Origin of the sequence: Antrihabitans auranticaus (assembly GCF_016481275.1) — a bacterium.
GTDB lineage: Bacteria > Actinomycetota > Actinomycetes > Mycobacteriales > Mycobacteriaceae > Antrihabitans.
In genome coordinates, this window is sequence record NZ_JAEMNW010000001.1 from 891,879 (window position 1) to 918,027 (window position 26,149).

Annotated in this window: 23 protein-coding genes; 10 read left to right on the top strand and 13 right to left on the bottom strand. The window is 64.2% G+C overall.

What is annotated here, in order from left to right; genetic code table 11:
• The first annotated feature begins 83 nt into the window (after positions 1-83).
• A complete protein-coding gene (locus JGU72_RS03955) occupies positions 84-1,127 on the top strand; it encodes a methyltransferase (RefSeq protein ID WP_199682407.1) in 1,044 nt (347 codons plus the stop codon).
• Between the two features lie 50 nt (positions 1,128-1,177).
• On the opposite strand, the gene JGU72_RS03960 is transcribed toward JGU72_RS03955, so the two are convergent.
• The 3 genes from JGU72_RS03960 to JGU72_RS03970 are packed head-to-tail and all read right to left on the bottom strand — an operon-like array spanning position 1,178 to position 2,581.
• A complete protein-coding gene (locus JGU72_RS03960; protein ID WP_199682408.1) occupies positions 1,178-1,798 on the bottom strand; it encodes a DUF4352 domain-containing protein in 621 nt (206 codons plus the stop codon).
• A 37-nt stretch (positions 1,799-1,835) separates the two neighbouring features.
• The gene (locus JGU72_RS03965) at positions 1,836-2,168 is read right to left on the bottom strand and encodes a hypothetical protein (protein ID WP_199682409.1); all 333 of its coding nucleotides are present in this window, start codon (positions 2,166-2,168) and stop codon (positions 1,836-1,838) included.
• Between the two features lie 50 nt (positions 2,169-2,218).
• The gene (locus tag JGU72_RS03970) at positions 2,219-2,581 is read right to left on the bottom strand and encodes a hypothetical protein (RefSeq protein WP_199682410.1); all 363 of its coding nucleotides are present in this window, start codon (positions 2,579-2,581) and stop codon (positions 2,219-2,221) included.
• A 345-nt stretch (positions 2,582-2,926) separates the two neighbouring features.
• Between JGU72_RS03970 and JGU72_RS03975 the strand changes: the two genes are divergently transcribed.
• The 5 genes from JGU72_RS03975 to JGU72_RS03995 are packed head-to-tail and all read left to right on the top strand — an operon-like array spanning position 2,927 to position 9,079.
• Entirely contained in the window at positions 2,927-4,057 is a 1,131-nt protein-coding gene (locus JGU72_RS03975; protein WP_199682411.1) for a VOC family protein, read from the top strand.
• Between the two features lie 30 nt (positions 4,058-4,087).
• Positions 4,088-5,029 carry a fumarylacetoacetate hydrolase family protein gene (locus tag JGU72_RS03980; RefSeq protein ID WP_199682412.1) on the top strand — a complete coding sequence of 314 codons (942 nt, stop codon included), beginning with the start codon at positions 4,088-4,090 and terminating at the stop codon, positions 5,027-5,029.
• On the top strand, positions 5,026-5,781 hold the full coding sequence (locus JGU72_RS03985; protein ID WP_199682413.1) for a 1-acyl-sn-glycerol-3-phosphate acyltransferase: 756 nt from the start codon (positions 5,026-5,028) through the stop codon (positions 5,779-5,781). The genes JGU72_RS03980 and JGU72_RS03985 overlap by 4 nt, the downstream gene beginning before the upstream one ends.
• Positions 5,778-7,298, top strand: coding sequence for a bifunctional 3-(3-hydroxy-phenyl)propionate/3-hydroxycinnamic acid hydroxylase MhpA (gene mhpA, locus JGU72_RS03990; protein ID WP_199682414.1), 1,521 nt, complete (start codon positions 5,778-5,780; stop codon positions 7,296-7,298). Before JGU72_RS03985 ends, mhpA begins: the two co-directional genes overlap by 4 nt.
• Positions 7,295-9,079, top strand: a complete 1,785-nt coding sequence (locus JGU72_RS03995) for an AMP-dependent synthetase/ligase (protein ID WP_199682415.1) — start codon at positions 7,295-7,297, stop codon at positions 9,077-9,079. Before mhpA ends, JGU72_RS03995 begins: the two co-directional genes overlap by 4 nt.
• Here JGU72_RS03995 and JGU72_RS04000 read toward each other — a convergent pair.
• The 5 genes from JGU72_RS04000 to JGU72_RS04020 form a co-directional block, all read right to left on the bottom strand.
• Complete coding sequence (locus JGU72_RS04000) at positions 9,057-9,851, bottom strand: class I SAM-dependent methyltransferase (RefSeq protein WP_233531085.1); 795 nt, start codon at positions 9,849-9,851, stop codon at positions 9,057-9,059. The genes JGU72_RS03995 and JGU72_RS04000 overlap by 23 nt on opposite strands.
• Positions 9,852-9,872: 21 nt before the next feature.
• A complete protein-coding gene (locus JGU72_RS04005; RefSeq protein ID WP_199682416.1) occupies positions 9,873-11,303 on the bottom strand; it encodes a DHA2 family efflux MFS transporter permease subunit in 1,431 nt (476 codons plus the stop codon).
• Positions 11,304-11,321: 18 nt separating this feature from the next.
• Complete coding sequence (locus tag JGU72_RS04010) at positions 11,322-12,065, bottom strand: hypothetical protein (protein ID WP_233531088.1); 744 nt, start codon at positions 12,063-12,065, stop codon at positions 11,322-11,324.
• Positions 12,066-12,070: 5 nt separating this feature from the next.
• Complete coding sequence (locus JGU72_RS04015) at positions 12,071-12,436, bottom strand: DsrE family protein (RefSeq protein WP_199682418.1); 366 nt, start codon at positions 12,434-12,436, stop codon at positions 12,071-12,073.
• 73 nt (positions 12,437-12,509) lie between these two features.
• The gene (locus JGU72_RS04020) at positions 12,510-14,072 is read right to left on the bottom strand and encodes an HD domain-containing phosphohydrolase (protein ID WP_199682419.1); all 1,563 of its coding nucleotides are present in this window, start codon (positions 14,070-14,072) and stop codon (positions 12,510-12,512) included.
• Positions 14,073-14,208: 136 nt separating this feature from the next.
• On the opposite strand from JGU72_RS04020, the gene JGU72_RS04025 reads away from it, so the two are divergent.
• Positions 14,209-15,303, top strand: coding sequence for a lipase family protein (locus JGU72_RS04025; protein ID WP_199682420.1), 1,095 nt, complete (start codon positions 14,209-14,211; stop codon positions 15,301-15,303).
• Between the two features lie 129 nt (positions 15,304-15,432).
• Positions 15,433-16,806 (top strand): MFS transporter, encoded by a 1,374-nt coding sequence (locus tag JGU72_RS04030; protein ID WP_199682421.1) that lies wholly within the window; start codon positions 15,433-15,435, stop codon positions 16,804-16,806.
• Between the two features lie 129 nt (positions 16,807-16,935).
• On the opposite strand, the gene JGU72_RS04035 is transcribed toward JGU72_RS04030, so the two are convergent.
• Positions 16,936-17,628, bottom strand: a complete 693-nt coding sequence (locus tag JGU72_RS04035; protein ID WP_199682422.1) for a TetR/AcrR family transcriptional regulator — start codon at positions 17,626-17,628, stop codon at positions 16,936-16,938.
• A 96-nt stretch (positions 17,629-17,724) separates the two neighbouring features.
• On the opposite strand from JGU72_RS04035, the gene JGU72_RS04040 reads away from it, so the two are divergent.
• The gene (locus JGU72_RS04040; RefSeq protein ID WP_199682423.1) at positions 17,725-18,294 is read left to right on the top strand and encodes an ester cyclase; all 570 of its coding nucleotides are present in this window, start codon (positions 17,725-17,727) and stop codon (positions 18,292-18,294) included.
• A gap of 7 nt (positions 18,295-18,301) precedes the next feature.
• The gene (locus tag JGU72_RS04045; protein WP_199682424.1) at positions 18,302-19,102 is read left to right on the top strand and encodes an MBL fold metallo-hydrolase; all 801 of its coding nucleotides are present in this window, start codon (positions 18,302-18,304) and stop codon (positions 19,100-19,102) included.
• Between the two features lie 5 nt (positions 19,103-19,107).
• Here the strand turns inward: JGU72_RS04045 and JGU72_RS04050 are convergent, their stop codons facing one another.
• The 4 genes from JGU72_RS04050 to JGU72_RS04065 all read right to left on the bottom strand — a co-directional run bounded on the left by JGU72_RS04050 (position 19,108) and on the right by JGU72_RS04065 (position 26,075).
• Positions 19,108-22,548: a serine/threonine-protein kinase gene (locus JGU72_RS04050; protein ID WP_199682425.1), complete on the bottom strand. Its 3,441-nt coding sequence runs from the start codon at positions 22,546-22,548 to the stop codon at positions 19,108-19,110.
• Between the two features lie 70 nt (positions 22,549-22,618).
• Positions 22,619-23,656: a VOC family protein gene (locus tag JGU72_RS04055; RefSeq protein ID WP_199682426.1), complete on the bottom strand. Its 1,038-nt coding sequence runs from the start codon at positions 23,654-23,656 to the stop codon at positions 22,619-22,621.
• Positions 23,653-24,510, bottom strand: a complete 858-nt coding sequence (locus tag JGU72_RS04060) for an alpha/beta fold hydrolase (RefSeq protein WP_199682427.1) — start codon at positions 24,508-24,510, stop codon at positions 23,653-23,655. Before JGU72_RS04060 ends, JGU72_RS04055 begins: the two co-directional genes overlap by 4 nt.
• The gene (locus JGU72_RS04065) at positions 24,507-26,075 is read right to left on the bottom strand and encodes a bifunctional 3-(3-hydroxy-phenyl)propionate/3-hydroxycinnamic acid hydroxylase (protein ID WP_199682428.1); all 1,569 of its coding nucleotides are present in this window, start codon (positions 26,073-26,075) and stop codon (positions 24,507-24,509) included. The genes JGU72_RS04060 and JGU72_RS04065 overlap by 4 nt, the downstream gene beginning before the upstream one ends.
• Between the last annotated feature and the right edge of the window lie 74 nt (positions 26,076-26,149).

The following is a 26,149-nucleotide window of genomic DNA, read 5'->3' on the forward strand; positions in this document are numbered from 1 at the left end:
AATGCGGCGTTCGGGAAAACCCCGGAAACGTGCCGCGTCCACGCGTACGGTCAGTGCAATTCAGACAAGCCGAGGAGTGCGCGATGGACACGGACGAGGGCAATTCGCCGGCTGAGCAAGGTGCGCCTGATCCGGGCGCCATCCTGCAACTGGGAACCGCATTCTGGGCATCGAAGACGTTGCTGAGCGCGATCGAGCTCGGGTTGTTCACGGAACTCGCATCAGGTCCGCTCGGGGCGGACGACCTGGGAGACCGCCTCGGCCTGCATCAGCGCAGCCGCCTGGACTTCTTCGATGCACTCGTTGCACTGAAGATGCTGGACCGCACCGATGGCGGATACGCGAACACCCGGGACGGCGATCTGTTTCTCGACCGGAACAAGCCCTCCTACGTCGGCGGAATCCTCGAGATGATGAATGCGCGCCTTTTCGAATTCTGGAACGGGCTCACAGACGGCTTACGAACCGGCGAACCGCAGAACGAGATAAAGCTCGGTGGCGCAACGTTGTTCGACGCGATCTACAGCGACGACGCTGCGCTTCGCCAGTTCCTCCGCGCGATGAGTTCGATCAGCGCGGGTTCGGCGCAGGCGATCGCTGCCGGATTCCCGTGGGAGCGCTATTCGACCGTCATCGACATCGGCTGCGCGGAGGGATGCGTTCCCGTCGCCATAGCTCGTGCCCACCCGCACATCACCGGTGGCGGTTTCGATCTGCAGCAGGTGCAGCCCGTCTTCGAGGACTACGTCGAAGCCGCGGGCCTGAGCGACCGGCTGAAATTCCATCCGGGGGATTTTTTCGCCGATCCGCTGCCGAGAGCGGATGTGCTGGTGATGGGCCATATCCTGCACGACTGGAATCTCGAGGAGAAGCGCGGCTTGCTCGAGAAAGCGTTCAACGTCCTCGACGACGGCGGGGTTCTCATCGTTTACGAAGCAATCATCGACGACGACCGAAGGGAGAATGCGTTCGGCCTGTTGATGAGCCTGAACATGCTCATCGAGAGCCCGGGCGGATTCGACTACACCGGAGCCGACTGTCAACGCTGGATGCGCGAAGCCGGTTTCTCGCACACCTACGTACAGCACCTCGCCGGCCCCGAGTCGATGGTCGTCGGCATCAAGTGACGCAGACACCGGATCCCCCTCTGCCGAAGGCCCACCACCGTCGCCGCGCCTCACCGCAGCAACGCTTTCGCACCGCCCGAGAACGCAGAGTCGTGTAGTTCGATCGAGGCCGGGACCGCGTCCTTCGGAATGTCGAAAACAACGGTGACCGAGATCTTGTTGCCGGGATTGATCTCCGCGCTGAGCGATCCCGGCTCGTTGACGTTGATTTCAGCTTCCCAGTCGTTGGAAAATTCGCGGCCCTGAGTGTCGTAGAGCTTCTGGTTCTGGCCGAAGTAGGTCTGTGGCTCATCGCTGGTGTTTGTGACGTCGAGCCTGACGAGGACGAACTGGCCCTGTGCGTCCTTCTCGAGGTACTCGTTGTCACCCACCGTGGTCTGGCCGATGTCGACGTTCGTCACGACGAAACCGAACTTGCCGTCGCGGACCTCGGAGCCGAGTGCGGCACCGTTGTCTTCGGCCGATTGGCTCGATGCCGAATCTCCGGACGAGGAGGAGTCGTCCTTGTCCTTGTCGCCGCCGCCCGAGACCGCGACGACGATGAGGATCACGACCACGACGCCGGCGATCATGATCCACTTCGGGAACTTCTTCTTCGGCGGCACGAACTGCGGCGGCTGGCCGTACTGAGGCGGATGCTGGCCGTACTGCGGGGGTGGTTGCTGCGTCATCGAAAGGCTCCGTTCTGCGAATGTTGCTGTTTACGAACTACGTAAGGGTCTGTGTCATAACCTGGCCGAACTCGTTGACGGTCAGCGCAACGCGATGCTCCTTCTGCGTGAAGGCGACCGCAATCCAGATGAGCCCCCAGAATCCACAGGTGAGCACGGTGAGTATCAAGTGCAGGGTGTGGTTCGGCTTCGTTCCGGATGCGACGGTAGCCGTTGTGTCGGTTTGCGATTCGACGCGACCCTGCAGGCTCGCAACGGTCGCGAAAACCGCGTTGGACAGCGCCTGACGACGTTCCTCGATGGACACCACCCGGTACAGGTTCTGCGGTGGCGGTTGATTCGATTCGAACTGCTGATAGTGGTCTGACATAGCCTCTTCCTTTGGATGGGCGCTGGTGCGCCGAGTGGGATCAGGTATCGCTATGAACCGAAGGATCCGGTCGACGGCGCCGGCGAGGGTTGCATTACCCAGTTCCCGCACCACTCGGTCTTGAAAGCAACGTCGGTGGGCTTGATCGCGACGACGATTCGGGCCGAATGTGTGTAGTCACTTGCGATTACGTCCTCGTACTCGCCACTGAACCCGGACAGTCGTTCCCAGCTGCAGCCCATGTAGTCGTCCCACGGTCCAGTCGTGACCCAGATTCCGGGAAAGATGTCCACCCCGACGACAAAGATGCCGTCTTGGCGCATTGTCGTCTGCGGTGCGGCCGATGCAGGGCCCGCGACTGTCACCATCGCGGCCGCCGCGGTGCATGTTGCGACAAAAAGCTTGGTACGCATAGTTGTTTCGCTTCCTTAGTTGTCGGCAGTGCCGTATTGCTGGACGATGTGGGCGCGCAAGTGAGGCACAGTCGTGTTCCCGCCCGATTGCGTGAGGTAGCTCTTCGAGCCGGCAACCAGCGTTGATAACTCGGCTGACCTTTCGTTAGGCGAGCGCTCTACTCGAGTCTGACGCGGCGCGGGTGTTGCGAGTATCGGACGTTCGAATGAACTTCGTGGACAGAACTCGGGGGCCGGATATCGGCGATTGCGAGACTCACGTCATATTTGACGAATTCGTCAGATTCTCTTGACTGACTCCTCCATCGCATGTGACGATATCGTCAATAGATGGAGGAGAGGTTCATGTCCGATCACCACGGGGCCCACAACGACCTGCACAGCGAACAGGGCGCGCTCGCAGGCGAACACTCCGGTCGTGCCCGGAACCCGATCGTGAAAGTCGCCGACATAGCGTGGCTCGAATTTGCAAAGCCCGACCTCGCACGCGCTGAGATCTTCGGTCGCGCTTTTGGTTTCACTCCGACACTGAGCACCCGAGAGGAGGTTCACCTGCGGGGTACCGACGTCGGCGCGCCGTGTGTGCTGGTACGGAAGGGAGAACGCACGCGCTTCGCGGGCACCGCGTTTCGCGCGGCCGAATCCGCGGACGTATTGCGACTGGCCGAGGCCACCGGCCGGTCCGTGCGCCGGTTACCGGAGGCCATCGGCGGCATCTCGGTCGACCTCACCGATCCCAGCGGCGCCACCGTCCGCGTGGTCGCCGACCAGCACCCGCTGCCGCAGCTGCCGTCGCAGAGCCCGCACACGTTCAACTTCGGTTCCGCTCTCGCTCGGGTGAACGCGACCCAGCGACCGCCGCGCGAACCCGCGTCGGTGCAGCGCCTCGGGCACGTCGTATTGCAGTCGACGAAGTACCGGGAAACGCTCGACTGGTACCTCGAACACCTCGGCCTCATCGTCAGCGACTTCCTGTACTACGCCGGGCAGCGGGAACGCGGACCGGTGATGAGCTTCATCCGCTGTGATCGCGGCACCACACCCACCGACCACCACACCCTTGCGCTCACACTGGGCCCGTCGAATCGCTACGTGCACTCCGCGTTTCAAGTAACCGACCTCGATGCGATGGCTGCCGGCGGCGAATACCTCCGCGAACAGGGCTACCAACGCTCGTGGGGAATTGGCCGCCACATCCAGGGCAGCCAAATCTTCGACTACTGGCGCGACCCCGATGGCTTCCTCGTCGAACACTTCACCGACGGCGACATGTTCGACAACTCACTCGAACCCGGCTGGGCCACGATGACGGCGTCCGGACTCGCCCAGTGGGGTCCACCGGTAACAACAGACTTCCTTGGAACAAACCCGAGATCTGCTCGCCACGAGGCTGTTTCGGTGCTATCTGCCCTGCGCGAAGACAACGAATTCGACCTCGGCAGGTTGCGCGGCCTGCTGAAGGTCGCCAACTCCTGACTCGTTCACCCACCCTCGAAAGGTCCGCACATGACCGTCTCCGTTCTCCGCACCGCCGATGCCTGGTGGGTCGCCACACCCACCGGCGCCGCCAAGATCGACACTGCCGCAACGACTACCGCCGAATTACTCGCCGACCGACCGGCCATCGAGCGGGCGAGCAGCAGCCCCGGGACAGTTCCCGTCGACACGCTTGCCCTGGTATCGCCCGTGACCGCGCCCTGCCGCGTTGTCGCGCAGATGACGAACTTCCGCTCCCACGTCACAGACTCCGGCATGAACCCGGACACCATTCCTCTGACGTTCTTCCGCAAGACGTCGGGCTCGATCAGCGGCCCGTTCGACGACATCATCAAGCCGAAGCACGTCCAGTTCCTGGATTACGAGGTCGAGATCGGCATCGTGTTCGGTCGCTCTGTGCCGGTCGGCACCCAGATCACCGAAAGCAACATCGCGGACTACGTCGCGGGCATCGTCGTCACCAACGATGTCTCCGCTCGTGACCTGCAACTGCCGAAAACCCAATTCTACGAGGCCAAGTCGTATCCGACCTTCACACCGGTCGGCCCGGCTCTGGTGCTGCTCGACGCCGACGAACTGAAGCGGTTCACCGACCTGCGGCTGCAGCTGTTCGTCAACGGCGAACTGCGCCAGGACATGGTCGTCGGGACCGACATGATCTACCGCCCCGCTGCGGCCCTCGCTGCGCTGACCGGTTTCCAGCGCCTCGACGCCGGCGATCTGCTGCTGACCGGCACCCCCGCCGGCACCGCGCTCAGCGCACCACCGAAGCCCGTTGAGATCATCGGCTCGTTGCTGCCGCCTGCGACCAAATGGAAGCTGTTCTTCAAGCGACAGGCCGACAACCCGAAGTACCTGCACGACGGCGACGTCGTCGAACTCTCTGTCGCCACAGACGACGGCACGCTCGACCTCGGCGCTCAGCGCACCGTTGTTCGGTATGCGCAATGACGGGGAGGGCGCTCCGCACCCCGTGGGTTCGCGCTGCGGTCGACGGCTACCTTCGCCACTATCACCGCCACAACGTTCACATCGACGAAACCGTCCCCGACACAACCGTTTTGTTCGTCGCCAACCACGGCTTCGGTGGTCTCGTCGACCTCAATGTCGCGGCTGCATTCTCGGCTCTCGACAGGGCCGCCGTGACCCGACCCGTCACCGCCCTCGTCCACCAACTCGCATGGACGATGGGCCTCGGCACCTTCGTGGAAGCTTTCGGTGGCGTCCAAGCGTCCGTTGCTGCCGTCGAGAATGCCTTTGCCGCCGAACGCAATGTCCTCGTCTTTCCCGGGGGTGACATCGATGCCGGCAAGTCCTGGCGCGACCGAAATACTGTCTGCTTCGACGGCCGAACCGGGTACGCACGCATGGCGACCGAATGCGGCGTGCCGATCGTTCCGATCGTGACCTCCGGTGCCGGCGAGTCGCTGTTCGTCCTGCACGACGGACGCGGTCTTGCAGCTGCTCTGCGGCTGCCGAAACTACTGCGTCTCAACACACTTCCGGTCAGCATCTCGATCCCGTGGGGTCTCAGCGTCGGTGTCGCGGGCATGCTTCCCTACGTTGCATTCCCCACCAAACTCGAGACCGCGATCCTGCCTGCGATGACCGCCGAACTGGACGAAACCACCGAATCCTTCGCCGCCCGTGTGGAAGCCGCCATGCAAGCCCGACTCGACCGGTTGGTCAGCGAGAATTCATGACCACCAATGTATTTCAAGTCGTCATCGTCGGCGCCGGACCAGCCGGCGTCACCGCCGCGACGTTGCTCGGCCAGTACGGAGTCGACTGCTTGATCCTGGACCGCTGGACCGGCGTCTACCCGCAGCCACGCGCCGTCCATCTCGACGACGAGATCTACCGCATCCTCGCGCGCCTCGGACTAGCCGACGAGTTCGCCGCCATCTCCCAGCCCTCGTTGGGACTGCAATTGCGCGACAACACGATGCGCGTCCTCGCCGAGTTCCAGCGCGAGACAACCCCGGGCCCGCATGGCTATCCGAAAGCCAACATGTTCGACCAACCAGATCTCGAGGCTGTGCTGCGCGACAACCTCGCCGACTACCCGACCGTGACACTGCGCGGCAACTCCGAGGTCACCGCGATCCACCAAGACGCCAACACGGTCCGAGTCGAGTACACGGACCGCACGACCGGCGAACCCCGCACCGTCACAGCGCAATACCTGCTCGGCTGCGACGGCGCCAACAGCCTCGTCCGAGCCGCGATCGGTTCGACGATGAAGGATCTCGGGCTCGAACAGCGGTGGCTCGTCGTCGACGTCGCAACGGACGTCGACCTCGCCCAGTGGGACGGTGTCCACCAAGTCTGCGATCCCACGCGCGCCGCCAGCTACATGCGGATCGGACCGACCCGGTACCGCTGGGAGTTTCGGCTGCTCGACGGTGAATCGACTGCAGATTTCGACAGCCTGGCCTCGCTTCGCCCCCTGCTCGCTCCCTGGACCGCCGCCAGCGAGCTCGAATTGGTGCGCGTTGCCGAGTACACCTTCCGCGCCGAGCTCGCCGACCGCTGGCGCGATCGTAACGTCTTCCTGCTCGGCGACGCGGCCCACCTCACCCCGCCGTTCATCGGCCAGGGAATGGGCGCTGGTCTGCGCGACGCCATGAACCTCGCGTGGAAGCTCGCCGGTGTACTGAATTCGGGTCTCCCCGATTCCGTCCTCGACACGTATGAACAGGAGCGTAAACCGCACGCGCGCACCATGATCCTGCTCGCACTCGCGATGGGCAAGGCGATGACCGAGGGTGGACGGTTCGGCGACCTGTTGCGCCGCATCATCGCCCCGCGCCTGCATCACATTCCAGGCATCCGCGCCACGATCTCGCACGGCGCAACGCCCGCACTCACGCGGACAGAATTCGTTCAGAAAACGGTGCGGCCGTACCGATTGGCCGGAACCCTCTGCCCCAACCCCGAACTCGACGGGCAACGGTTCGACGACGTCACCGGAGGCCGCTTCACTGTCGTCACTACGCAGACCCCGACGGCGGCTCAGGGTCGACTGATCGCAGAGCTCGGCGCCGTCCTCGTCACCGCCCCAACGGGTTCCGTCCTTGCACACTGGCTGACAAGCAAACGTGCCACCGTCGCGATCGTTCGGCCCGACCGCACGGTAATGCACGCCGGACGCGACCTCGCAGCGTGCAGCACCCTCCCCCACTTCACACTGCCTGTCCTGCAACGAAAGACGACATGATGACCGCCTACTCTTCCGTCGGTGCCCGCTTCCTCGCGCAATGCGCGCACGCACCCAGCGCCGAAGCATTCCGGACACCCACCGCAGACGGCGGCTGGAAGTCCATGACGTGGAGCGACACCGCTCGCCGGGCCCGCGAACTCGCGGCCGGCCTCATCGCCCTCGGCGTCAGCACCGAACAACGTGTCGCCATCGCCAGCTCCACCCGCCTGGAATGGGTGCTCGCCGACCTCGCCATCTCCCTCGCAGGCGGCGTCACCACCACCGTCTACCCCAGTACCAGCACCGCCGACGTCATTCACATTCTCACCGACAGCGCCGCCACCGTCGTTTTCGCCGAAAACACCGAACAACTCGACAAGGTCCGTGCGCCAGAGGGTTTCGTCGGCGCCGTGCGGTATGTCGTGCTGTTCGACGGCAGCCACGATGATGACGGCGTGCTCTCGCTGCAGAATCTGACCGACATCGGCCGCACACACCTCGGCACGTACTCGACCGCCGTCGAAGACGCGCTCGCCGAACTCACACCCGACCACCTCGCGACCATCGTCTACACCTCCGGCACCACGGGTCGGCCGAAGGGCGTCGAACTGACCCACGGCAACTGGCTCTACCTCGGCGCCGCTGTCGCCTCCGAGAAGGTGATCCGGCCCGACCACGTGCAATTCCTCTGGCTCCCGCTCTCTCACGTCTTCGGCAAACTTCTCCTCGCCGCGCAATACGAGATCGGGTTCGTCACAGCCATCGACGGTCGCCTCGACCGCATCGTCGACAACCTCGCGATCATCCAGCCCAGCTTCATGGCTGCCGCACCCCGCGTATTCGAGAAGATCTACAGCCGTGTCGTCACCGCCGCCACCGCCGAGGGTGGGGTCAAGAAGGCGCTGTTCACGTGGGCCTTCGACATCGGCATCGACGCCGTTCGCCAGCGGGCGATGGGAAACGTCCTATCACGCTGGCGTGCAGCGCAACTCACTGTCGCCGACCGCCTCGTGTTCGCGCGCATCCGCACCCGACTCGGCGGCAACATCGAATATCTCGTGTCCGGCAGCGCCGCACTTTCCCCGCACATAGCGGAATGGTTTGCGGCCGCCGGGCTGCCGATCCTGGAAGGCTACGGTCTCACCGAAACGACCGGTGCCTCTTTTGTGAACCGTCCAGGTGGCATCCGCATCGGCACCGTCGGACGTGCCTTCCCCGGCACCGAAGTGACCCTCGCCGGCGACGGCGAAGTCCTGCTCCGCGGCCCCGGAGTCATGCGCGGCTACCACGGCCTGCCCGACCAGACCGCCGATGTCATCGACTCGGACGGCTGGTTTGCCACCGGCGACATCGGCATCCTCGACGCCGACGGATACCTGACCATCACCGACCGCAAGAAGGACCTCGTCAAAACCAGCGGAGGCAAGTACATCGCCCCCACTGCCATAGAATCCGCGATCAAAGCAGCCTGCCCACTCGTATCGAACGCGATCGTCATCGCAGACGGCCGCAACTTCGCCTCCGTGTTGCTCACCATCGATCCCGACGCAGCAAACGACCTCGCCGAGACCCTCGTCCGAGACAACGTGCGGCAAGCGATCGATCAGGTCAATACGACTCTGAACCGGTGGGAAACGATCAAGCAACACCGGATTCTGCCCGGCGAACTCAGCATAGAGACCGGCGAACTCACGCCAAGTCTCAAAATCAAGCGCGCCGCAGTCGCACGAAACTACGCCGACCTCATCGCGGACATTTATTCCGAAAATCCCTCGGCTACAGGGGTTTCCGTGCGCTGACGAACTGCCCCTGGCTGATGATCCGCTGATCGAGATCGACCAGGCCGGCATCCGCGAACGAGCGCGTGACCTCGTCGCGCTCGAACACATGAATGTCCGCAACAGCCTGGACAAGCTTGCGCACGGAGCGTGCGGCAGACACGCCGGTGGCAAGGGACGTGAATATGGCGACGGCGCCGCCCGGCCGCGCGACCCGCGCCAACTCGCGAATTACCTGATGCGGATCGTTGATGAGGTAGAGCGCCGCGAAGCACACGACGGTGTCGAAGGTGCCGTCAGCAAACGGCAGCGCATGGGCGTCGCCGCGTATATATGCCGCGCGCTCCGAGCCGGTACTCCGAACAGCCTGCGCCAGCATGGGTTTCGAAAGGTCGAAACCAATTGCGACACCGTCGCCGGTGAGGTTGCGGGCGAACTCACGGGTGTGGAGGCCAGGTCCGCATGCCACATCGAGCACACGGCGTGCGCCGGGTTCGGCCAGACGATCGATCAGGTCGCGCTGGTAGTCGGCGGTCCCTCGACCTCCGAGACTGAAACCACGGGTGAACATCGGGCGCCAGTAGCCTTCGTAGACGCGCGCAAGCAACCTGTTCTGCATTACCCGCTGGCTCACCGAGGGAGGCGGCGCCGAGTCGGAAAGAAGGTCCAAATAGCCTGCGGAGTCGTCGATTCCGCCCTTCAGTCGGCTTCGATCCAGCAGACTGCGAGCGACGTCCACGGGCGGCATCGCTGTTGCATCACCAGCGCCACGGCGGCGCGACTTGCTCGTCATCGAGTTCCTCCAGATTGCCAATCATTTTTTATAGACTGACACATCATTCGGCAATATAGAAGACCGAACGATCGCGCAGCAACCGATTCCCACCACCAGCATGACTATCGGGAACACGAGCGCGGCCTGCGTAGCGGTCGTCGTAGATGATCCGATAGCAGCTTGCAGCAGCAGACCCGTTGCGGCACTGCCCAATGCACCGCCAAGTTGCCGAGTCGTGTTGAAGACTCCCGACGCAGCACCGACGAGGTCCGTCGGCAAGCGGCGGGTCGCAATTCCAGCCAGCGGCGCGGACACGGCGCCGATACCCACACCGGCGATCATGAGCGGGACGAGGAGCAGCCACAGCGACATTCCCGGATGCAGCAGAGACACCAACGCAGTGATGCTGAGGGCCAGCATCGCAAACCCCGTCCCGGCCAAGAGCGCCGGACTGAACCGGTCGGACGCACGCCCTGCGCTGCGAGCACACAGCGAGGACAACACGAACATCGGTACCGTGACCGCACCGGCGGCCAAGGCTGAGTAGTCGAGCGTCGTCTGCAGATAGATCATCAACGGCAGGAAGAGGCCGCCCATTGCCGCGCCCATCGCCAGACCGGCGACACTCGCTGCCGAGAAGTTGCGGTTTGCGAAGAGCCGCAGCGGAAGTAGCGGCTCACGCGGATTGTGGTGCTGCCACACGACGAAAGCCCCCATGCACAGCACCCCGAATCCCGCGACCGATGCGATAGAGATCGGCCCCACGATCCGGCCCCAGTGATACTGCTCGCCGCTCTGAATGGCGAACACGATTGCGAACATGCCCGCGCCGCTCAACACCACCCCGAGCACATCGAACCGATGTGGGCGTTGCGGTCGGTAATCGGGAACCAGCCGGACCGCGGCGATCCACCCGGCGATCCCGATGGGGATGTTGATCAGGAAGATCGCCTGCCAGCCCAGCGTCGCGATCATCGAGCCGCCGACCAACGGACCGGCGGCCATCGCCGCACCACCCACGGCACCCCAGATACCGAGGGCGGTCCCCCGACGCTCGGCCGGGAACAGGTGCACGATCAAACTCATCGTCTGCGGTGCGACCAACGCGGCGCAAAGCCCTTGGGCCGCACGAGCAGCGATCAGGATCCCCGGATCCGGCGCCACCGCACAGGCCAGCGAGGCGACCGTGAAACCCGCGAGCCCAGCGAGAAACACCCGCTTGGGCCCGAACCGATCACCAAGGCGCCCAGCCACAATCAGCGGAACCGCGTAACACAGAGCGTAGGCACTGTTGACCCACACCATGTCGTTCAAACTTGCCTGCAACGACGACTGAATGTGCGGGATAGCGACATTCACGACCGTCGCGTCGAGCCCGATCATGAAGAAGCTGACACACAGCGCGTACAGCGCCGCCTTCCTGTCACGCTGACTCGGGAGAACCGACTTCTCCTCGAATTCGCGTGGCATGCGACAACGATAGAACGGCTATCGCCGTTGCAACGCGGTCTCGGCGCGCATGCGTTCGTACTCTTCGCGGTCGGTGATTCGCCACATCGCCTGGCCGATCGCCATGACGCCGCGGGCGGGCAGTGGTACGCCGCCGATGTCAGGGTTGTCGGCGAGCCGGGTGGGGTTGCCGAGATCCGCACCGTCGAGGGTCGCGCGAGACTCGTTTATGTAGAACATGCGCTGCGGCATCAGGAGCCCGTGATGCCCACTCGGCATTTCGCCGGCGAGCTCCAGCCGCCCCATGCCGAGACTGTGCGCGAGCGCTTGCCGAGCTTTGATCAGCAGCTTCGGCCGCCACGTCCACAGCGGCATCGCCCCGCCCATCGCGTTCAACGTCCGCAACGTGCGCGACTGCGACGCCGTCACGGTCCAATCCAACTTCGGGTCGTCGAGGGTTACCCGGAGCGTCGACGGTTCGGTCCACGTCAGAGTGATCTTGGCATGTGCGACAACATCACAGGCCTTCGCGTAGTAGCGCGGGCACGCAATATCGAACCGTGGCCCGTCGACGAAGATCGACCACTTGCCTGTCGGATCGCGATGCCAGACGGTCGCGTAAGGCGCGAACGGATTGTCCGGGAATACCCGGAGCGCCAGGATGTGTCCGGAATCGAACGGCAGCCCGAAGACGCCCCACCCGCGTACGTATTCGTGATCGGGCCACGGTGCTTCGCTTCGATTCGGCGTGATCGCGGTTGTGCGTGCGGCGATGGTAGTCATGGCGATCAGTAACTGAAGGTGGTTGCGGATTCGTCGCCGATCCACTTCCACATCGGAATCGTGCCCTGGATCTCGGCATTACCGATCAATGCGTCGGCGTCGAGATGCTTGGCGTTGAAACAGATCGGGCAGACGTAGTACCGCCCGCCGGCAGCTTCGAAGCGCCGCAGGAGGTCCGGCAGGGCCGGGCACCCGTCGCAGGCCACGCCGACTGCAGTGCCTTGAACGGCGAGCCGCACTGCTTCCTTCGTCAGGAACATCAGCGTTTCGCGTCCGGTCTCCGCCGCACCAACTGCTACGAGGAACGCGACCGTCACCTTTTCCGGATCTTCCAGTCCTGTCGTCAGACTGACGACTGCTTTCGTGCCCATCGTTCTGTCCTCCTGTTGTCGATGTAGGAGAACCGTACGAGTGGAACGCGGTCGGTCGCGTCGGGTGAACGCCCTACAAATCGAGGGGGTCGAGCAGGCCGTTGCGCAACGCGAACAGCGTTGCGGTCGATCGCGACGACGATCCGGTCTTCGTGTAGATGCGCTCGATGTGGGTGCCCGCAGTCTTCTTGGCTATGCCGAGATTTCGCGCAACGTCGACGGTCGACGCACCGTGCGCGATCATCTGCAGCACCTCTACCTCGCGTGGGGTGAGTCCCGAGGGTCCGGTCCGGCGCTTGGCGCCGACACCCGCCGCAGCCAGCACCGCGTCTGCGGCGTCGGCATCGATTCGCCCAGCGCGTACTTCGTCGCGAACCATCGTTGCCGCCTCTTTGGCGGTCCGCGCGCGACGGTGTGCCCGGTTCTCGGTGAGTGCACGAAACATACACGCAGCAGCCAAGATTCGACCCGAAACAGGAATCGCCGAACCGCTCATCCCGCGGTGATAGCCGCTGCCGTCCATGCGCTCGTGGGCGAGTGCAGCAACAGCGCCGATCCGCGCAAGCGCCGGCGGCCGAGCGAGCACCCGCTCGGTGTAATACGCGCTGAGCCGGACGCGTTCCCACTCTGTCGCCGCCAACGGTCCGGACTTGTCAAGGACGGTCCCCGGCAGGCCGTGCAAGCCGATGTCGTGCAGCAATCCGGCGCGTCGAATCTCCCGGACCCGATCGACCGGCATGCGCATCTTCGTCGCGGCCGCGGCAGCCAGATCGGCAACGCCACGGGAGTGCCCTGCCCTGTGCAGGCTCCGCAGATCAGTGAAATCGGCGACCGACTCGAGCGCAACGTCGAGCTCCTGCTCGGACAGTTGACGCCGTAACGCGGGATCATCGGCGATGAGGTCACGCAGTTCGCTATGAGACTCGATGTCGGGCAACACGTCTGGCGCGATCGCACAGAACGCGTCCACTATTTCCGGGTCGAATTGCGTGCCCCGGCGATCCCTGGCAACTTTGACGGCATCGTCGACACCACCGATCCGGTGATGTACCTCGACGACATCGGCGAGATGGAACAGCCGGATCGGGAGGGCAATGTCTGTGCCGCCGACACCTTCGGGCACACCGCGACCGTCCCACCGTGTGAAGAACTGCCGCAACCCTTCCGCGACGGGATCCGCCAGCCCGAGCTGCTGCGCCATCGTCGACACCGTCATGCAATGCGACTGCATGCCGCGCACGACGTTTCGGCCGCCAGTCGCGACAAGTGCAGCGGCGGCCAGAATTCGTCGCGACATCGGTGCGCCGGCAGCAGCATGGCCCGCGAAGAATCGAAAGGCGGAAGCGCCCGCGAGGTCGAATGCGTAACCGTCGGAACGGAATGCGATGTCGTCACCGAACAACGCGCCGACCTCCGGTGCATCGGCAACGCAACCGACCCAGGACAACATCGCCACGTAGAACAACGACTCCTGCTGTTCTGGCGGTAGTCCGACGTGCCCGGCGGTACGTGCCGCGATCTGCCAGGAACGCAGAATGTGTTCCATCGGTTGCCCCAGACCTAGATCGGTGGCCATCGAAAATGCCGCCAGCAGCTCGGCCAGCGAGATGCCGGAATCTTTGTCGGCGGGGTCCATCGACCCAGCCTATTGGCATGGACAGGCGATCGTCAGGGTGTTGACACACCTATGCGAATCCACGATTATGAACCATGTTCATAATGAACATGGTTCATATTCGCGCACCACACTCCGCACGATCGGAGGCAGGTCAATGACGACCGCCGATGCCCGGCAACATTTCTCGGCGCACGGACCGCCCGGGACACTGCTCGGCGCCGAGCCGATGCGCGCGTATCTGGTTCCCGGCGTTCGGTTGCCGGCTCACGCGTGGCGGATCCGGTACGCCACGACGACGGCAACGGGCGACCCGACTGTCGTCGGAGGCATCGTTCTGGTGCCGCCCGAACCGCACGCGAACGGGCCGCGTCCACTCATCGGCTACGCGATCGGCACGCAGGGACTCGCCGACCGCGCCGCACCTTCCTGGCAGCTCGGCCGGGGCATCGAATACGAGGCCTCGGTAATTGCCGCCGCGCTGCGCCGCGGCTGGGCGGTCACGCTGACCGACTATCCCGGGCTCGGCACGCCGGGCAACCATCCGTACGTCATCGGACGCGCGCTCGGGCCGGCGGTCCTCGACAGCATCCGCGCCGCACGCCAACTCGATCCGGCCAGGCTCGATCCGGCAGGACCCCTCGCGATCTTCGGTTACTCGGAAGGCGGGTGTGCTGCCGGCTGGGCGCTGCAACTTCAGCCCACGTATGCGCCCGAGTTGGTTCTCGCTGCGGGCGCCGTCGGCGCTGCACCAGTCGACCTCGAGACCATGGTTCCCGCCACCGACGGCGGATTGTTCGCGTTCCTTCTTTTCTACGGCCTCATCGGGCTCGACAGCGCCTACCCCGAACTCGACATCCTCGCGGACCTCAACCCACGCGGCCGCCGCGCCGTCGCCCTGTTCAATCGAACCCACATCATCCAGGCGATTGCCCTCGGTGCCGCGATGCCGCGGAAACGCGCATCCGCCTACACAATCCGATCACCTCACGCGCGACCGGACGTCATAGCCCGAATGCGCGAGAACCGCCTCGGCCAGCTCCGCCCGTCGGTCCCCGTGCTCATCGGCGCCGGCACCCGCGATCAGGTCATCCCGTTCGCGCAGGCCGTCCAGCTGCACCGCGACTGGCAGCACCTCGGCGCAGACGTTCGACTGCGGCGGATGCCGATCCGCGAGCACATCACGGGCGGAATCTCGTTTGCACCGTATGCCTTCCGCTTTCTCGCCGGACACCTCGCGGGGGCGGTCTGACGCGGTCCCTTCACGTCGCCCTCCCTGCGTCGCAAAAAAGGAGCCCCCACGAGACCGCGGCTCCGATAGCCTCGGGTCCATCGCAGTCGCCTGCGTCCGCACACGCATCGAGACGAGGGGAACTTCGGCATGACCGCTGAACCCGAAGGTACGGCGGTTTCGCCAGGGACGAGCGCCCAGCCCTTCCGCCGGCTCCCCTACGTGCGCAGCCTCATCATCACCGAGTTGTTCTCGGCGGCGGGGTCCACGATGGCAGTCCTGGCGGTCGCATACCTGTCGTTCAACGATTCGAAGTCCGTCATCCACACCGTGCTGGTGTCGGCCGCGTTCAGCCTGCCCACCGCATTGCTCGGCACTTTCGCCGGGCGCGTCGCGGCACGCTCGGGCCATCGTCGAATGTTGTTCTTCTGCACCGTGATCAAGCTCGCACTGTACGTCGCCATGGCTGCGCTGGCCTTCGTCGACGCACTGTCGATCCCGCTGCTCCTTGCGACGAGCGTCCTTCTCGGCGCCGTCGCCGCTTTCGACTATCCGGCGTGGATGCAGTTCGAACGAGACATCGTGCCCGCCAACCAACTGGACCAGGCAAACGGTACGTTGAGCGCCTACGCCAGTGCCTCGACATTCGCGGGCGGGATCCTCGGCGGTGTCCTGCTCGGCATCACCGGACCGTGGGCGTTGCTCTTGCTCAACGCTTTCAGCTACGGCGCATTCCTCGTGATCCTCGCGAAGACGCGGCCGACCGAGCGGGACACTCGACCCGGCGAACGGGTCGGATTCTGGGACGTGGTGCGCTACGTGCGCGGGCAGCCGGCGATCGCGATCGCGTTCATCCAGACAGGCCTGCTCGGCCTCTTCGTGGCGCCGATTGCGCAACTCCTGCCCGCCATCGCGCATGGACTTTCCGGAGGGACCAACCTCGGGATCGTCACGGGCGCAGTGGCAGTCGGTGCGATCGGCTTGGCGGCTGTGGTCGGCCGACTCCGCAAGCGCTTCAGCCGGGCGACAATTCTGTACGGAACCTTCCTTGTCGCCGGCCTCATCATGTTCTTCCTCGGCCTGTTCGGTGACGTGCTCGAGGGCGCGCCGCTGTGGTTCCTGGTACTGCTCGCCCTCATCCCGTTCGGCTTGCTCTTCTCACTCGCGCAAGCCGTCCTCACAGCGATCGTGCAGACGCGCGTCGACCCGGAGATGGAAGGTCCGGTGTTCGCGCTCTACGCAATCATCTACACACTGTGCGCACCGCTGGGTGGAATCTTCCTCGGGCGCTTCGCAGACCAACACGACGTCTGGGGTTCACTGAAAGTCGCTGGGGTAATGGTGACGATCGCGAGCGTCGCAATTTTCGTCGTGCGCGTCCGACGGACGCAGGCCGAACCCGCGGCGATCGAAGCCCAGACCACTCGGTCCGGCCAGTTCGACGGAATCCTTCGCGGCCACCTGCTGCATCTGCACCACGACCGCGATTGCGGACATCTCGACGCGGGTCGAGGCAAAGGTTAGACGCGCCGCCTCACCGAAACTAGCTCCGCCGCACCCCTTTTCGGGATCCACACCGACTTTCTGGCCCTAAACTCGGTGCGACTCCCGAGTCGGGGTGCGAACCAACTCGGAACCGGCAGTACGCGAGCCCTAAGACCCTGCACCCAGTCGGGCGATAACGGCGTCAATGGCCAGGTTGACGGTGTATTCGTATTCGCCTCCGCGGTCGAAGCGGGCCAGGTGCGGCGCGGCGTCCCGGATCGTTGCGAGACCTGAGTCGGTCAGAGCAGTTTCCCGCTCACCGATCGCAGCGGCGTCGGAAATCCCGAAGGTCGGTGCCGCCGAGACTTCGCGCAGGAGGGTACCGATGATGGTGGCAACCAGGAAGCGGAGCAGGTGCACCGCCTCCTCGGGATTACTACCGGCGTCGATCAGGATGCGCAACAGAGAATCCACCGGCGCGAGTCCCTCGAAGGATGCGAGTTGACGGGTCAGTACGAGGGCCGCCGCTTCCGCATGGACCAGCGCGAGGTCGCGGAACGAATCCGAGATCGCTCGAAGATCCCCGCGTGTGTCGCCGGAGCGTTCCGGTACGCCGAGGCCACCCAAGATCTGTTCGGCGACCGCATCGAGCAGGCCATCGATGCCGTCGACATGGTTGTAGAGACTCTTCGCGTCCACACCGAGCGCCCGGCCGACCGACCGCATGCTCACTGCCGCAACACCTTCGGTATCGATGACTTTCAGCGTCGCTTCGACGATCGCAGCGCGAGTGAGCCCGGGCGCGCCTTTGGGTGGCCGACCGCGCCGGCCGGGTGACGTATCGAGCGGGTCCGGAGTCATGTCATCTACTTTGCCGCACACCCTTGCCAAAAGTCCACACCGTGGATTAACCTCCAATTTACCCACAATGTGGGTAAAAGGCTTTCAGGAGACGGCATGAATCACGAATCGACACGCTTCACCCTGCCCAGCGAGGATGTGCTGCGCCGCCGCGAGAAACTCGTCCTCGACCACTTCCACGACGAAGTGCGGCAGGACTGGGACGCAACGCTCTCGACCTTCCCTCACCCGCACTACGAACTCATCGCGCCGATGGTCGTTCACGACGGAAATGCTGACGTGCGTACCTATTACGCGGACACGCGCGTCGCCTTCCCCGATCAGGACCACGAGATCATCGCCTTCCGGCACGCCCACGATGCCGTGATCGTCGAATTCTGGCTACTCGGAACCCATCTCGGACCGCTGGACAAGATTCCCGCGACCGGCTCGAAGCATCGCACCAGGATGAACGCATACTTCATTTTCGACGAGAACGAAGATCTGATCGTCGAGCGCATCTACTTCGACCAGCTCACGATCCTCAAACAGTTGATCGGCGGCCTCGACAAGAAGAACCCGCGTGACCTGATCAAGCTCGGCAAGACCGTCATGGGACTGCTCCAGATGGCAGGCCGCGAACCCGACCCGCGTCTGCTCGCCACCGTCGCACCGGACCTCGGCTAGGAAACACATGCGAGTACACAGCCTCAACTGCGGCACGATGCGACCGGTGCGGACTCCCGACGGCCTCGTGTGCCATGTGTTGCTCATCGAAGGACCGAACAGTCTCACTCTGGTCGACTCCGGGCTGGGACTTGCCGATGCAGCAGATCCGGCCGGCCGTTTCGGCGAGGCCAGATTCTACGTGCGCCCAACTTTCGACACCGCCGAAGCTGCGATAAATCAAGTCAAGGCACTGGGTTTCGACCCACGGGACGTGCGTGACATCGTGCTGACGCACTTCGATGCCGACCACACCGGCGGACTCGCCGACTTCCCCTGGGCGAAAGTACATTTGACGGCCGCGGAGAACTTCGCCGCCACGCATCCCAAGGGGCTGATCGAAAAGGGGCGCTACCTACGCACCCACCGTATCCACGACCCCATCCTCGTGGAGCACACCCCCTCCGACACGGAACAGTGGCGCGGCTTCCCGGGCGCCAAGGAACTCACCGACATTGCGACCGGCATCGTCCTCATCAACCTGCCCGGGCATTCTCGCGGCCACGCGGCGGTCGCGGTCGATGCCGGCGACCACTGGATAATGCATGTCGGCGACAGCTTCTATCACCACGGCCAGGTCGACGGTAGCGGCAAGGCTCCGTTTGCCCTCACCGCGATGGAGCGCGTCATCGCCCACGACTGGAAAACGGTGCAGGGCAACCACAACCGTCTCGCGCAGCTATGGCAACAAGCCGATCCGGACCTCGTGCTCGTCAATGCACACTGCCCCACGCTGCTCGACCTCGCGCGAGGAAAGCCGACGCGATGACGAGTTCAGTCCGTCGACCCGATGTCGGCTAGGTAGGTTGTCAGCTTTGTTCGAGGCGCGATATCGGGCGACGGTTGATCCCGGAGTCGTTCGACGATGTCGCGAACGTGTGGTCCCGAATCGAGGAAGGGCCGCCGTAAGCCGCTGTCCGCGCAATCGTCGAGCAGCCGCAAGACCTCGGTCCGGGCATCCGCTTCCCTGCCCGCCGCAGCCATGGCCTCCGCTCGGATCAGTCTCGCGAAGAGGGAAGCGCGTGGGCGACGTGCCGCATCGATGGAATCGACGAGAAGGTCGGCACGCGCACAGGCCGCCGCCGCGGCGCCGTCGGAAAGCAGGAGCCTGATCGCGGAGTCCTCTTCGAGTTCGGCGGTGAGAATCTGTATTCCGTTGTGTACCTCCGCCAATGCCTGACGCCCACTCGCGACAATCGCCCGCTTCGCGCGTGTCGGACCGAATCCGCAACGGATTCTTTCGTTTTCGACGCGAGCGGCAAGACGGGGTAGATTCAACCGTGCCGCGACGTCGGCGCCTTCGTCCAACAGCTCCCGCGCCTCGGACTCGGTTCCCGCAAGAAACTTCACACGAGCGCCTATGCCATATGTCGCCAGCAGGAACTCGACAGTGCCACCCTCCGCGCCGAGGGTGTGACTCTGGTCCAACAGTCGTTCGGCATCGGTGAGATGGCCTTGCTCGTACAGCAATTCGCCGAGCAGGGAGCCCGTGAGCCGACCGACATACGTGGTAGGTCCGCCCAGATCGTGGACGAGCTCGCGACCGTGCTGGAAGAGGGCCTCCGCCGTTGCGAGATTCAGTTGCTCGCGCACCGCGATTCCGGAAATCAGGAATCCGTATATCTCGCTGAACGGACCCGATGAGCGTTGATGAAACGGGATCGCCCACCGCTGCCATCGCAGTGCTTCTTCGAAGTCGAACCCGTAAAGGGCGGCGAACGAACCTAGATCGGCTGTGCCGCACAGTTGCCAGGGCGCAAGAGTGGTCGTCCTGACGGATGCTCGCGCCACAACCTCCGCGATACCGTCGAGTTTGTCGTCGAACGCGCCGATCGCCGCGCGCACGAGCGCTGACTCGGTGCGGCGATCCTCGGTTTCCTCGTCGTTGCCCTGGATTGCAAGCAGGAGGTCGACCTGCCGAAGGATCGCCAAGGCGTCCTCGCGGTGATGCAGGATCGCATGCGCGTACGCGACGTTGATCCGTAGTGCGAGATGACTGCGGAGCGCTGCTTCCGGCAGCTTGTCGGCCAATCCGATCAGCGTCCACATATCCGAGCGTTCGAGGTAGTCGATCGAGACGTCTTCGACAAGGTCGACCGCGCGCTTTGCGTCACCCGCGAGCAGCCAGTGGTCGACAGCTTGCCTGACCATGTCGTGGCCGGTAAACCATTGCGCCGCAGCACGATGCACCTCGGCTACTCGATCGGGAGCATCGCGTTCCAGTCTGCGGCGGAGGAAATCGGCGAACAGGTGGTGATAGCGAAACCACTCCCCATCCTCGTCGAGGCGGTAAAGGAACAGGTCCCGCTGCTCGATTTCCTCCAGCAACGCCTGCGCCTGCCGCTCGCCGGTCAACGCTCGCGCCAACCCGGCGCACAGCCGTTCGGTCACGGACGTCGTCAGCACGAAGTCGAGGAGCCGCGACTCCAGCCCGTCGACCACATTCTCCGTGAGGTACTCCCCGATCGCCCTGTGCCGCCCGGAAATGTGGCTGATCAGGGAATGGGGGTCGGGATGGTCACGCAATGCCAGTGACGCCAACTGCAGGGCCGCGGCCCAGCCGTCCGTCGACATCTCCAGTTCGTGCACATCGTCTTCGGCGAGCGCCAACCCACAGTGATCGACCAAGAGTTCCGAGGACTCGTCGGCGTCGAATCGCAATGCACTGGAGTCGATCTCGACGAGTTCGCGACGCACGCGCATCGTGCTGAGCGGCAACCCCAGGCTGTTGCGGCTCGTCACGATCAGCTGCAGGTGATGGCAACCGTGATCCAGCAGAAACGCTGCGGCCTTGCGCGTCGAATCGCTCGTCACGCGGTGCCAATCGTCCAACACGACCGCAACTGCGACGTTTGCCTCGTGCAGGCGATTGATCAGCGACGTCAGCACATGCCGGGCGACGTCCTCTCCCGGCACGTCGAGCTCGGACCGCATCTCCGCGGCCACCGCGGGCTCGACACGGCCGACTGCCTCTGCCAGATGTGCGAGAAACCAAGCGACGGTGTTGTCGTCCTCGTCGATGGACAACCAGGCGGTCGCGACACCTTCCCGCTCGAGTTCCTGGATCCGCTGCGCAGCCAGCGTCGTCTTGCCGAAGCCGGCAGGGCCATGGATGAGCACGAGACGGGCACGACCGGCCTCGCGAATTGTCGACAGGAGGTGCCGTCGCGCGACCATCGCGTGGGTGATGACGGGCGGCCTGAACCTGGTCGATGCGGACGGCGGCCGACCACCCGGCGTTCTGCCGCCGCTGTGCATGTACTCGTCGGCAACTATGCCCGTGAGGCGAAAAGGACCGGCCTTTCGTTCGTGACTCAACGGCACCGGGAGGTCGGCGACGACCATCCCCAGTTCCTCACCGACCGCGCGCAGCAGCGACCCGAATTCTGCGGCAGAGCGCGGCCGATCCTCCGGGACGCGCGCGAGTGCCTGATCGATGACCGTGCACAACGGATCGGGAACGCCCTTCCCGCGCAGGTCTGGAAGCGGCTCGGCACCGATCCGCCGCAGCTGAGACATGAGGTGCTCGCCCCGTCTGCGAGCGAACGCTGGACGCCCGTCGAGTGCCGTGAACAACGTCGCCGCAAGCCCGTAGACGTCCGACAGCACGGACGGCTCGCCCTCGTGCAACAGTTCCGGAGCGGTATAGGCGGGCGACCCGACGAGGACGCCGCGAGTTGTGTCGTCGCCACCCGCGATGCGCGCGATCCCGAAGTCGGATAGCTGCGGCTCGCCGTACTCGGACAGCAGCACGTTCGCCGGCTTCACATCCCGATGCAACACCCCGGCACGGTGCGCCGTTTCCAGGGCACCCGATAGCTTCACGCCGGCATCGAGTGCATCGGCCACCGAAAGCGGACCGTTTTCGCGTACCCACACTTCGAGAGAGTCGCGGGGATGGAAAGGCATGACGATGAAAGGTCGGCCGGTTTCGGTAACACCGGACTCGAGGACATGAACGATATTCGGGTGCCCGGACAACCTGCCCATGGCCAGCTGTTCGCGAAAGAACCTTGCCCGGTCGACGTCCTCGGGAGCCGAATCGAGCACCTTCACGGCGACAACTCTGTCCAGCGACGGCTGGCGACAGCGGTAGACGGCGCCGAAGCCACCGCGACCGACCAAGCGCGCGTGTTCGAAACCCACGGCCGCTAGCTCGGTTTCGAGATTCGACACAATCTGCCGCTGTGTACTGTCCTGGTTCTCTTCGGACATCTGCCTGCCTCGCGAATCGCCGCTCTCGATTCTAGTTGGGCGAGCACAGTGACCGCGAGCAGTTGGCTGATCAGTCGTCGGGAATACCGGGTCCGGCCAGCGCGGGAACCACGTCTTCGGAGCGCCGCAACGACTGTGCGGCCAGCTTGAACTGACCGAGTTTGTCGACGACGGTCTGCCCGACGGGTTTGTGCCCCCAGGTGCTGATCCCCTTGTGAGTCGTTGGCTCCCAGGTGTTCTCGTCGACCACGACAGGGTTCCAGCCGACTTCCCATTCGAAGCCCGACGGGGTCCGCGCGTAATACGACAACTCCCTGTCGTTGGTGTGTTGCCCGACCGCGAGTGCCATGTCGAAACCGAGGTCTCCGACGCGCAGATAGGAGGTCGTCATGTCGTCGAGTGCGGCGACCTGAATGTTCAGATGCTGAACGCGGGTCCTGATTGGATCGACCGGCAACTGCTGCAATGCCGCGATGGCCACCGAGTGGTGGCGCTCGTTGACGCGGAGGAAGCGGATCTTCAGCTTGAGCCCGCTGATGGTCTCGTCGATGTAGTCCGTGAGGCGGGCATCGAAGACAGTGTTGTAGTAGCCGCGGACCTGCTGCGGTTTGTTCGACGTGATCGCGATGTGGCCCATCCCGCCCTCCCCTGTCACGAACCCGCTCGTGCGGATATCCAGCGGCGCGGCAGCGACATTCGCCTTCGTGAAGATCTCCTGTGTCAAGCCCTTCGGGCCGGGGAACCGCGTCAGCCGCGCCACGCCACGCAATGCCGCCTCTTCCGGCGTTCCTTCACGCAACAGCACGCCGTGGGAACGCACGCGCGACACGATCCGGTCGAAGGTCACGTGATCGTCGAGTTGCCACCCGACGGCGACAACGTCTTCGGCAGGCCCCCGCCGCAGCAGGAAGCGGCACTCGTGGTCGTCGAGCCGAAAGCGAATCGTGTCGGCATCGAGACTGTCGAGGTGCATCCCGATTGCATCACGACCGAACCTGATCCAATCGGAGAACTTCTCCGTTTCGATCACTACATAGCCGAGGTGCACACGGCCGAATACCGAGGAGGTGTGACCTATTCCATTCTCCCGCAACTCATTCCGGTTCATGTGACTGTGAGGAACGTGTGCGTGACCTGGTTGAACCAGGCGGGCCGTTCCCATTGCACCCAATGCCCGGTGTTCGCGACGAGGAGCAAGTCGCAGTTCGGCATCCGTTCCGCGAGCATTCTCCCGCCGGCGGGCCGGTTGACCTTGTCGGCAGCACCCCACACCACCAGCGTGGGTGTCTGTAGCGCCGACAACCGGTTGTCGCGCGTGAAATCCATCCGCCACAGCGTGCGTAGCGCGAACAGTCCGGAAGGCCGACGCAGCGGCGGGTTCGCAACGACATCCGGATCGATACTCGACCGGTATCTGATGTCGATGACTTCGGAAGGCACAGCGGCACCGTCGAAGACGAGATCTTCGCGGATGAACCTTTCGAGTTTGTCCCGCGACGGCCCGTCGCCGCCGTAGTAGGCGAGCAAGTGCTGCAGACCCGCGGTAGGCAGATCACGCGTCGTGCCGATCCCTCCCGGGCCCATCAGGACCATGCGATCGACACGATCCGGAGTGTCGAGCGCCAGCCGCAGCGCACACGCGCCGCCATAGGAGTTTCCGACGAGATGAGCCTTCTGGATGCCGAGTTCATCGAGGAGACCGCGGATCGCGTTCGCCAGATAGCCGAATGGATCGTCCCGGTCGACACCTTTGGTCGACCGGCCGTAGCCGGGCAGGTCCGGGACGATGACGCGGAAGTTCTTCGCCAACTCTTCGATGTTGCGCGTGTAGTTGGGCACCCCGGAAGCGCCGGGTCCGCCGCCGTGCAACAGCAGAACCGCAGGGCCCGTACCTGTCTCGGCGTAGAAGATGTCGATTCCGCGGACGCTTACAGTGTGTTCTTGCAGGGCTGGTGTGGTCATTTCGTGAAACTCTCTGTGTCGGAGCGGATAACGAGTTGGGCCGGCGGCGCGGCAAGCGGACGACCACGTCGTGCGGCCGCGTATACGAACCCGTCGGGACGTACGGCGAGAACGTTTGCGCCTTTCCGGGTCATCCAGGTCGTGAGAACGTCGTCGAGATCGACGACGGAGTTGGCAGCGACGGGGGCTGCAGCAGAACGTAATTCGACCGACTCGACTCCCGCGGCGGTCCAGTTGTCCCACTGCCACGCTGGGCCCACATGCAACAGCACCCAACGCGGACCGATGACGTCGTCCAGTCGTCGGCGCTCGCCGGTCTCGTCCAGCACCCAGGGCTGCGGTGGTAGGGATCCCGCTGCGCCGTGACCGGCACGCAGACCCGACGGATAGTGCGCGGCAGGGAACCACCCCGCATCTCTGAGGTAGTTGCCAAGGATTGGTAGGCGCATTCCGATCCGGAAGGCCGGGTCCCGAAGAACGGTGAGGAATCGACGTCGTTCCGTGATCACCCGCCCGAAGAAGACGGCACGCTTGGTGACCTCTCGAACGTGTGGTTTGCGTTCGGCCGCATAGGAATCCAAGATCTTCGGCGACGCTTCGCGATTGACGACGGCGGCGATCTTCCAGCAGAGGTTGGCGGCGTCTCGCACCCCTGCCGCCATGCCCTGACCGATCCATGGCGGCATCACATGCGCGGCATCTCCTGCGAGGAAGATGCGGCCGACTCGCCACCGGTCGGCGAAGCGCACATGATGGCTGTAGACAACGGCGCGCAAGACCTTGACTTCGTTTTCGGTGATCCCTTGGGCGTGCAGCAGACGCCAGACCGCGGCGTCGGAGACCAATTCCTCCTCGTCTTCGCCCGGCAGCACGGGGAATTCCCAACGGTGGTGCCCCAGCGGCGTGGGACAGTCGACCGCAGGCCGCTTCGGGTCGCAGTGAAAGCGGAGGCGGTCGTGTGTCGGCCACTCGTTCAGCACCTCGGTGTCGATGACAACCCAGCGGTCCTCGTAGGTCTCCCCTTCGAAACCGATACCCAACTGCCCGCGCACCGGGCTCGAACCACCCTCCGCTGCAATGACATACGTGGCGCGAAGGCGTTTCACCGTGTCGGCCCGCAGGTCCGCGATGAGCAGTTCCACGCCGTCGGCGTCTTGGTGGACCCGCATGCATTCGTGCCGCAGCAGAATGTCCACAGTCTTGTACCGGTCGACGCCGTCGCGAAGCACCTGCTCCAGCGCCGGCTGATAGATGAACAGCTGTGGCGGGTGCGCGTTGCCGCGCGACTTCGGCGCGAGACTGAGGAACGACCGCCCGGCCTCGTCGACGAAGTCGATCGGTTTGTCCGAGAGCATGTCCTCCTTGAGCCGCTCGGCCAGGCCGACGCGTTGCCAAATCCGGACCACCTCTTCATCGGTCGAGATGGCGCGCGCACGCGAGTAGATCGATTCGTCGCGTTCGATGACTACGACGCGCAATCCGGCTTGGCCGAGGATGTTTGCCGCGGTTGCACCGGTCGGCCCGTAACCGACGATGGCAACGTCGTAGGACTGGATTTCGGTCACGTCGAACCTCTCTCGCTTGTTCCCGTAGTGATTGCTACAGTATGATGACTTCGTCAGAAGGTCAAGGATTGATC

Excerpts from the sequence above, each read along its gene's own strand:
- JGU72_RS04060 (WP_199682427.1), bottom strand. The coding sequence starts at position 24,510 with ATGACCACACCAGCCCTGCAAGAACACACTGTAAGCGTCCGCGGAATC.
- JGU72_RS04055 (WP_199682426.1), bottom strand. The coding sequence starts at position 23,656 with ATGAACCGGAATGAGTTGCGGGAGAATGGAATAGGTCACACCTCCTCG.
- JGU72_RS04030 (WP_199682421.1), top strand. The coding sequence starts at position 15,433 with ATGACCGCTGAACCCGAAGGTACGGCGGTTTCGCCAGGGACGAGCGCC.
- JGU72_RS04005 (WP_199682416.1), bottom strand. The coding sequence starts at position 11,303 with ATGCCACGCGAATTCGAGGAGAAGTCGGTTCTCCCGAGTCAGCGTGAC.
- JGU72_RS04045 (WP_199682424.1), top strand. The coding sequence starts at position 18,302 with ATGCGAGTACACAGCCTCAACTGCGGCACGATGCGACCGGTGCGGACT.
- JGU72_RS03955 (WP_199682407.1), top strand. The coding sequence starts at position 84 with ATGGACACGGACGAGGGCAATTCGCCGGCTGAGCAAGGTGCGCCTGAT.
- JGU72_RS04000 (WP_233531085.1), bottom strand. The coding sequence starts at position 9,851 with ATGACGAGCAAGTCGCGCCGCCGTGGCGCTGGTGATGCAACAGCGATG.
- JGU72_RS04010 (WP_233531088.1), bottom strand. The coding sequence starts at position 12,065 with ATGACTACCATCGCCGCACGCACAACCGCGATCACGCCGAATCGAAGC.
- mhpA (WP_199682414.1), top strand. The coding sequence starts at position 5,778 with ATGACCACCAATGTATTTCAAGTCGTCATCGTCGGCGCCGGACCAGCC.
- JGU72_RS04020 (WP_199682419.1), bottom strand. The coding sequence starts at position 14,072 with ATGGACCCCGCCGACAAAGATTCCGGCATCTCGCTGGCCGAGCTGCTG.
- JGU72_RS03980 (WP_199682412.1), top strand. The coding sequence starts at position 4,088 with ATGACCGTCTCCGTTCTCCGCACCGCCGATGCCTGGTGGGTCGCCACA.
- JGU72_RS03960 (WP_199682408.1), bottom strand. The coding sequence starts at position 1,798 with ATGACGCAGCAACCACCCCCGCAGTACGGCCAGCATCCGCCTCAGTAC.
- JGU72_RS03985 (WP_199682413.1), top strand. The coding sequence starts at position 5,026 with ATGACGGGGAGGGCGCTCCGCACCCCGTGGGTTCGCGCTGCGGTCGAC.
- JGU72_RS04015 (WP_199682418.1), bottom strand. The coding sequence starts at position 12,436 with ATGGGCACGAAAGCAGTCGTCAGTCTGACGACAGGACTGGAAGATCCG.
- JGU72_RS04035 (WP_199682422.1), bottom strand. The coding sequence starts at position 17,628 with ATGACTCCGGACCCGCTCGATACGTCACCCGGCCGGCGCGGTCGGCCA.
- JGU72_RS04040 (WP_199682423.1), top strand. The coding sequence starts at position 17,725 with ATGAATCACGAATCGACACGCTTCACCCTGCCCAGCGAGGATGTGCTG.
- JGU72_RS04050 (WP_199682425.1), bottom strand. The coding sequence starts at position 22,548 with ATGTCCGAAGAGAACCAGGACAGTACACAGCGGCAGATTGTGTCGAAT.
- JGU72_RS03995 (WP_199682415.1), top strand. The coding sequence starts at position 7,295 with ATGATGACCGCCTACTCTTCCGTCGGTGCCCGCTTCCTCGCGCAATGC.
- JGU72_RS03975 (WP_199682411.1), top strand. The coding sequence starts at position 2,927 with ATGTCCGATCACCACGGGGCCCACAACGACCTGCACAGCGAACAGGGC.
- JGU72_RS03970 (WP_199682410.1), bottom strand. The coding sequence starts at position 2,581 with ATGCGTACCAAGCTTTTTGTCGCAACATGCACCGCGGCGGCCGCGATG.
- JGU72_RS03965 (WP_199682409.1), bottom strand. The coding sequence starts at position 2,168 with ATGTCAGACCACTATCAGCAGTTCGAATCGAATCAACCGCCACCGCAG.
- JGU72_RS04025 (WP_199682420.1), top strand. The coding sequence starts at position 14,209 with ATGACGACCGCCGATGCCCGGCAACATTTCTCGGCGCACGGACCGCCC.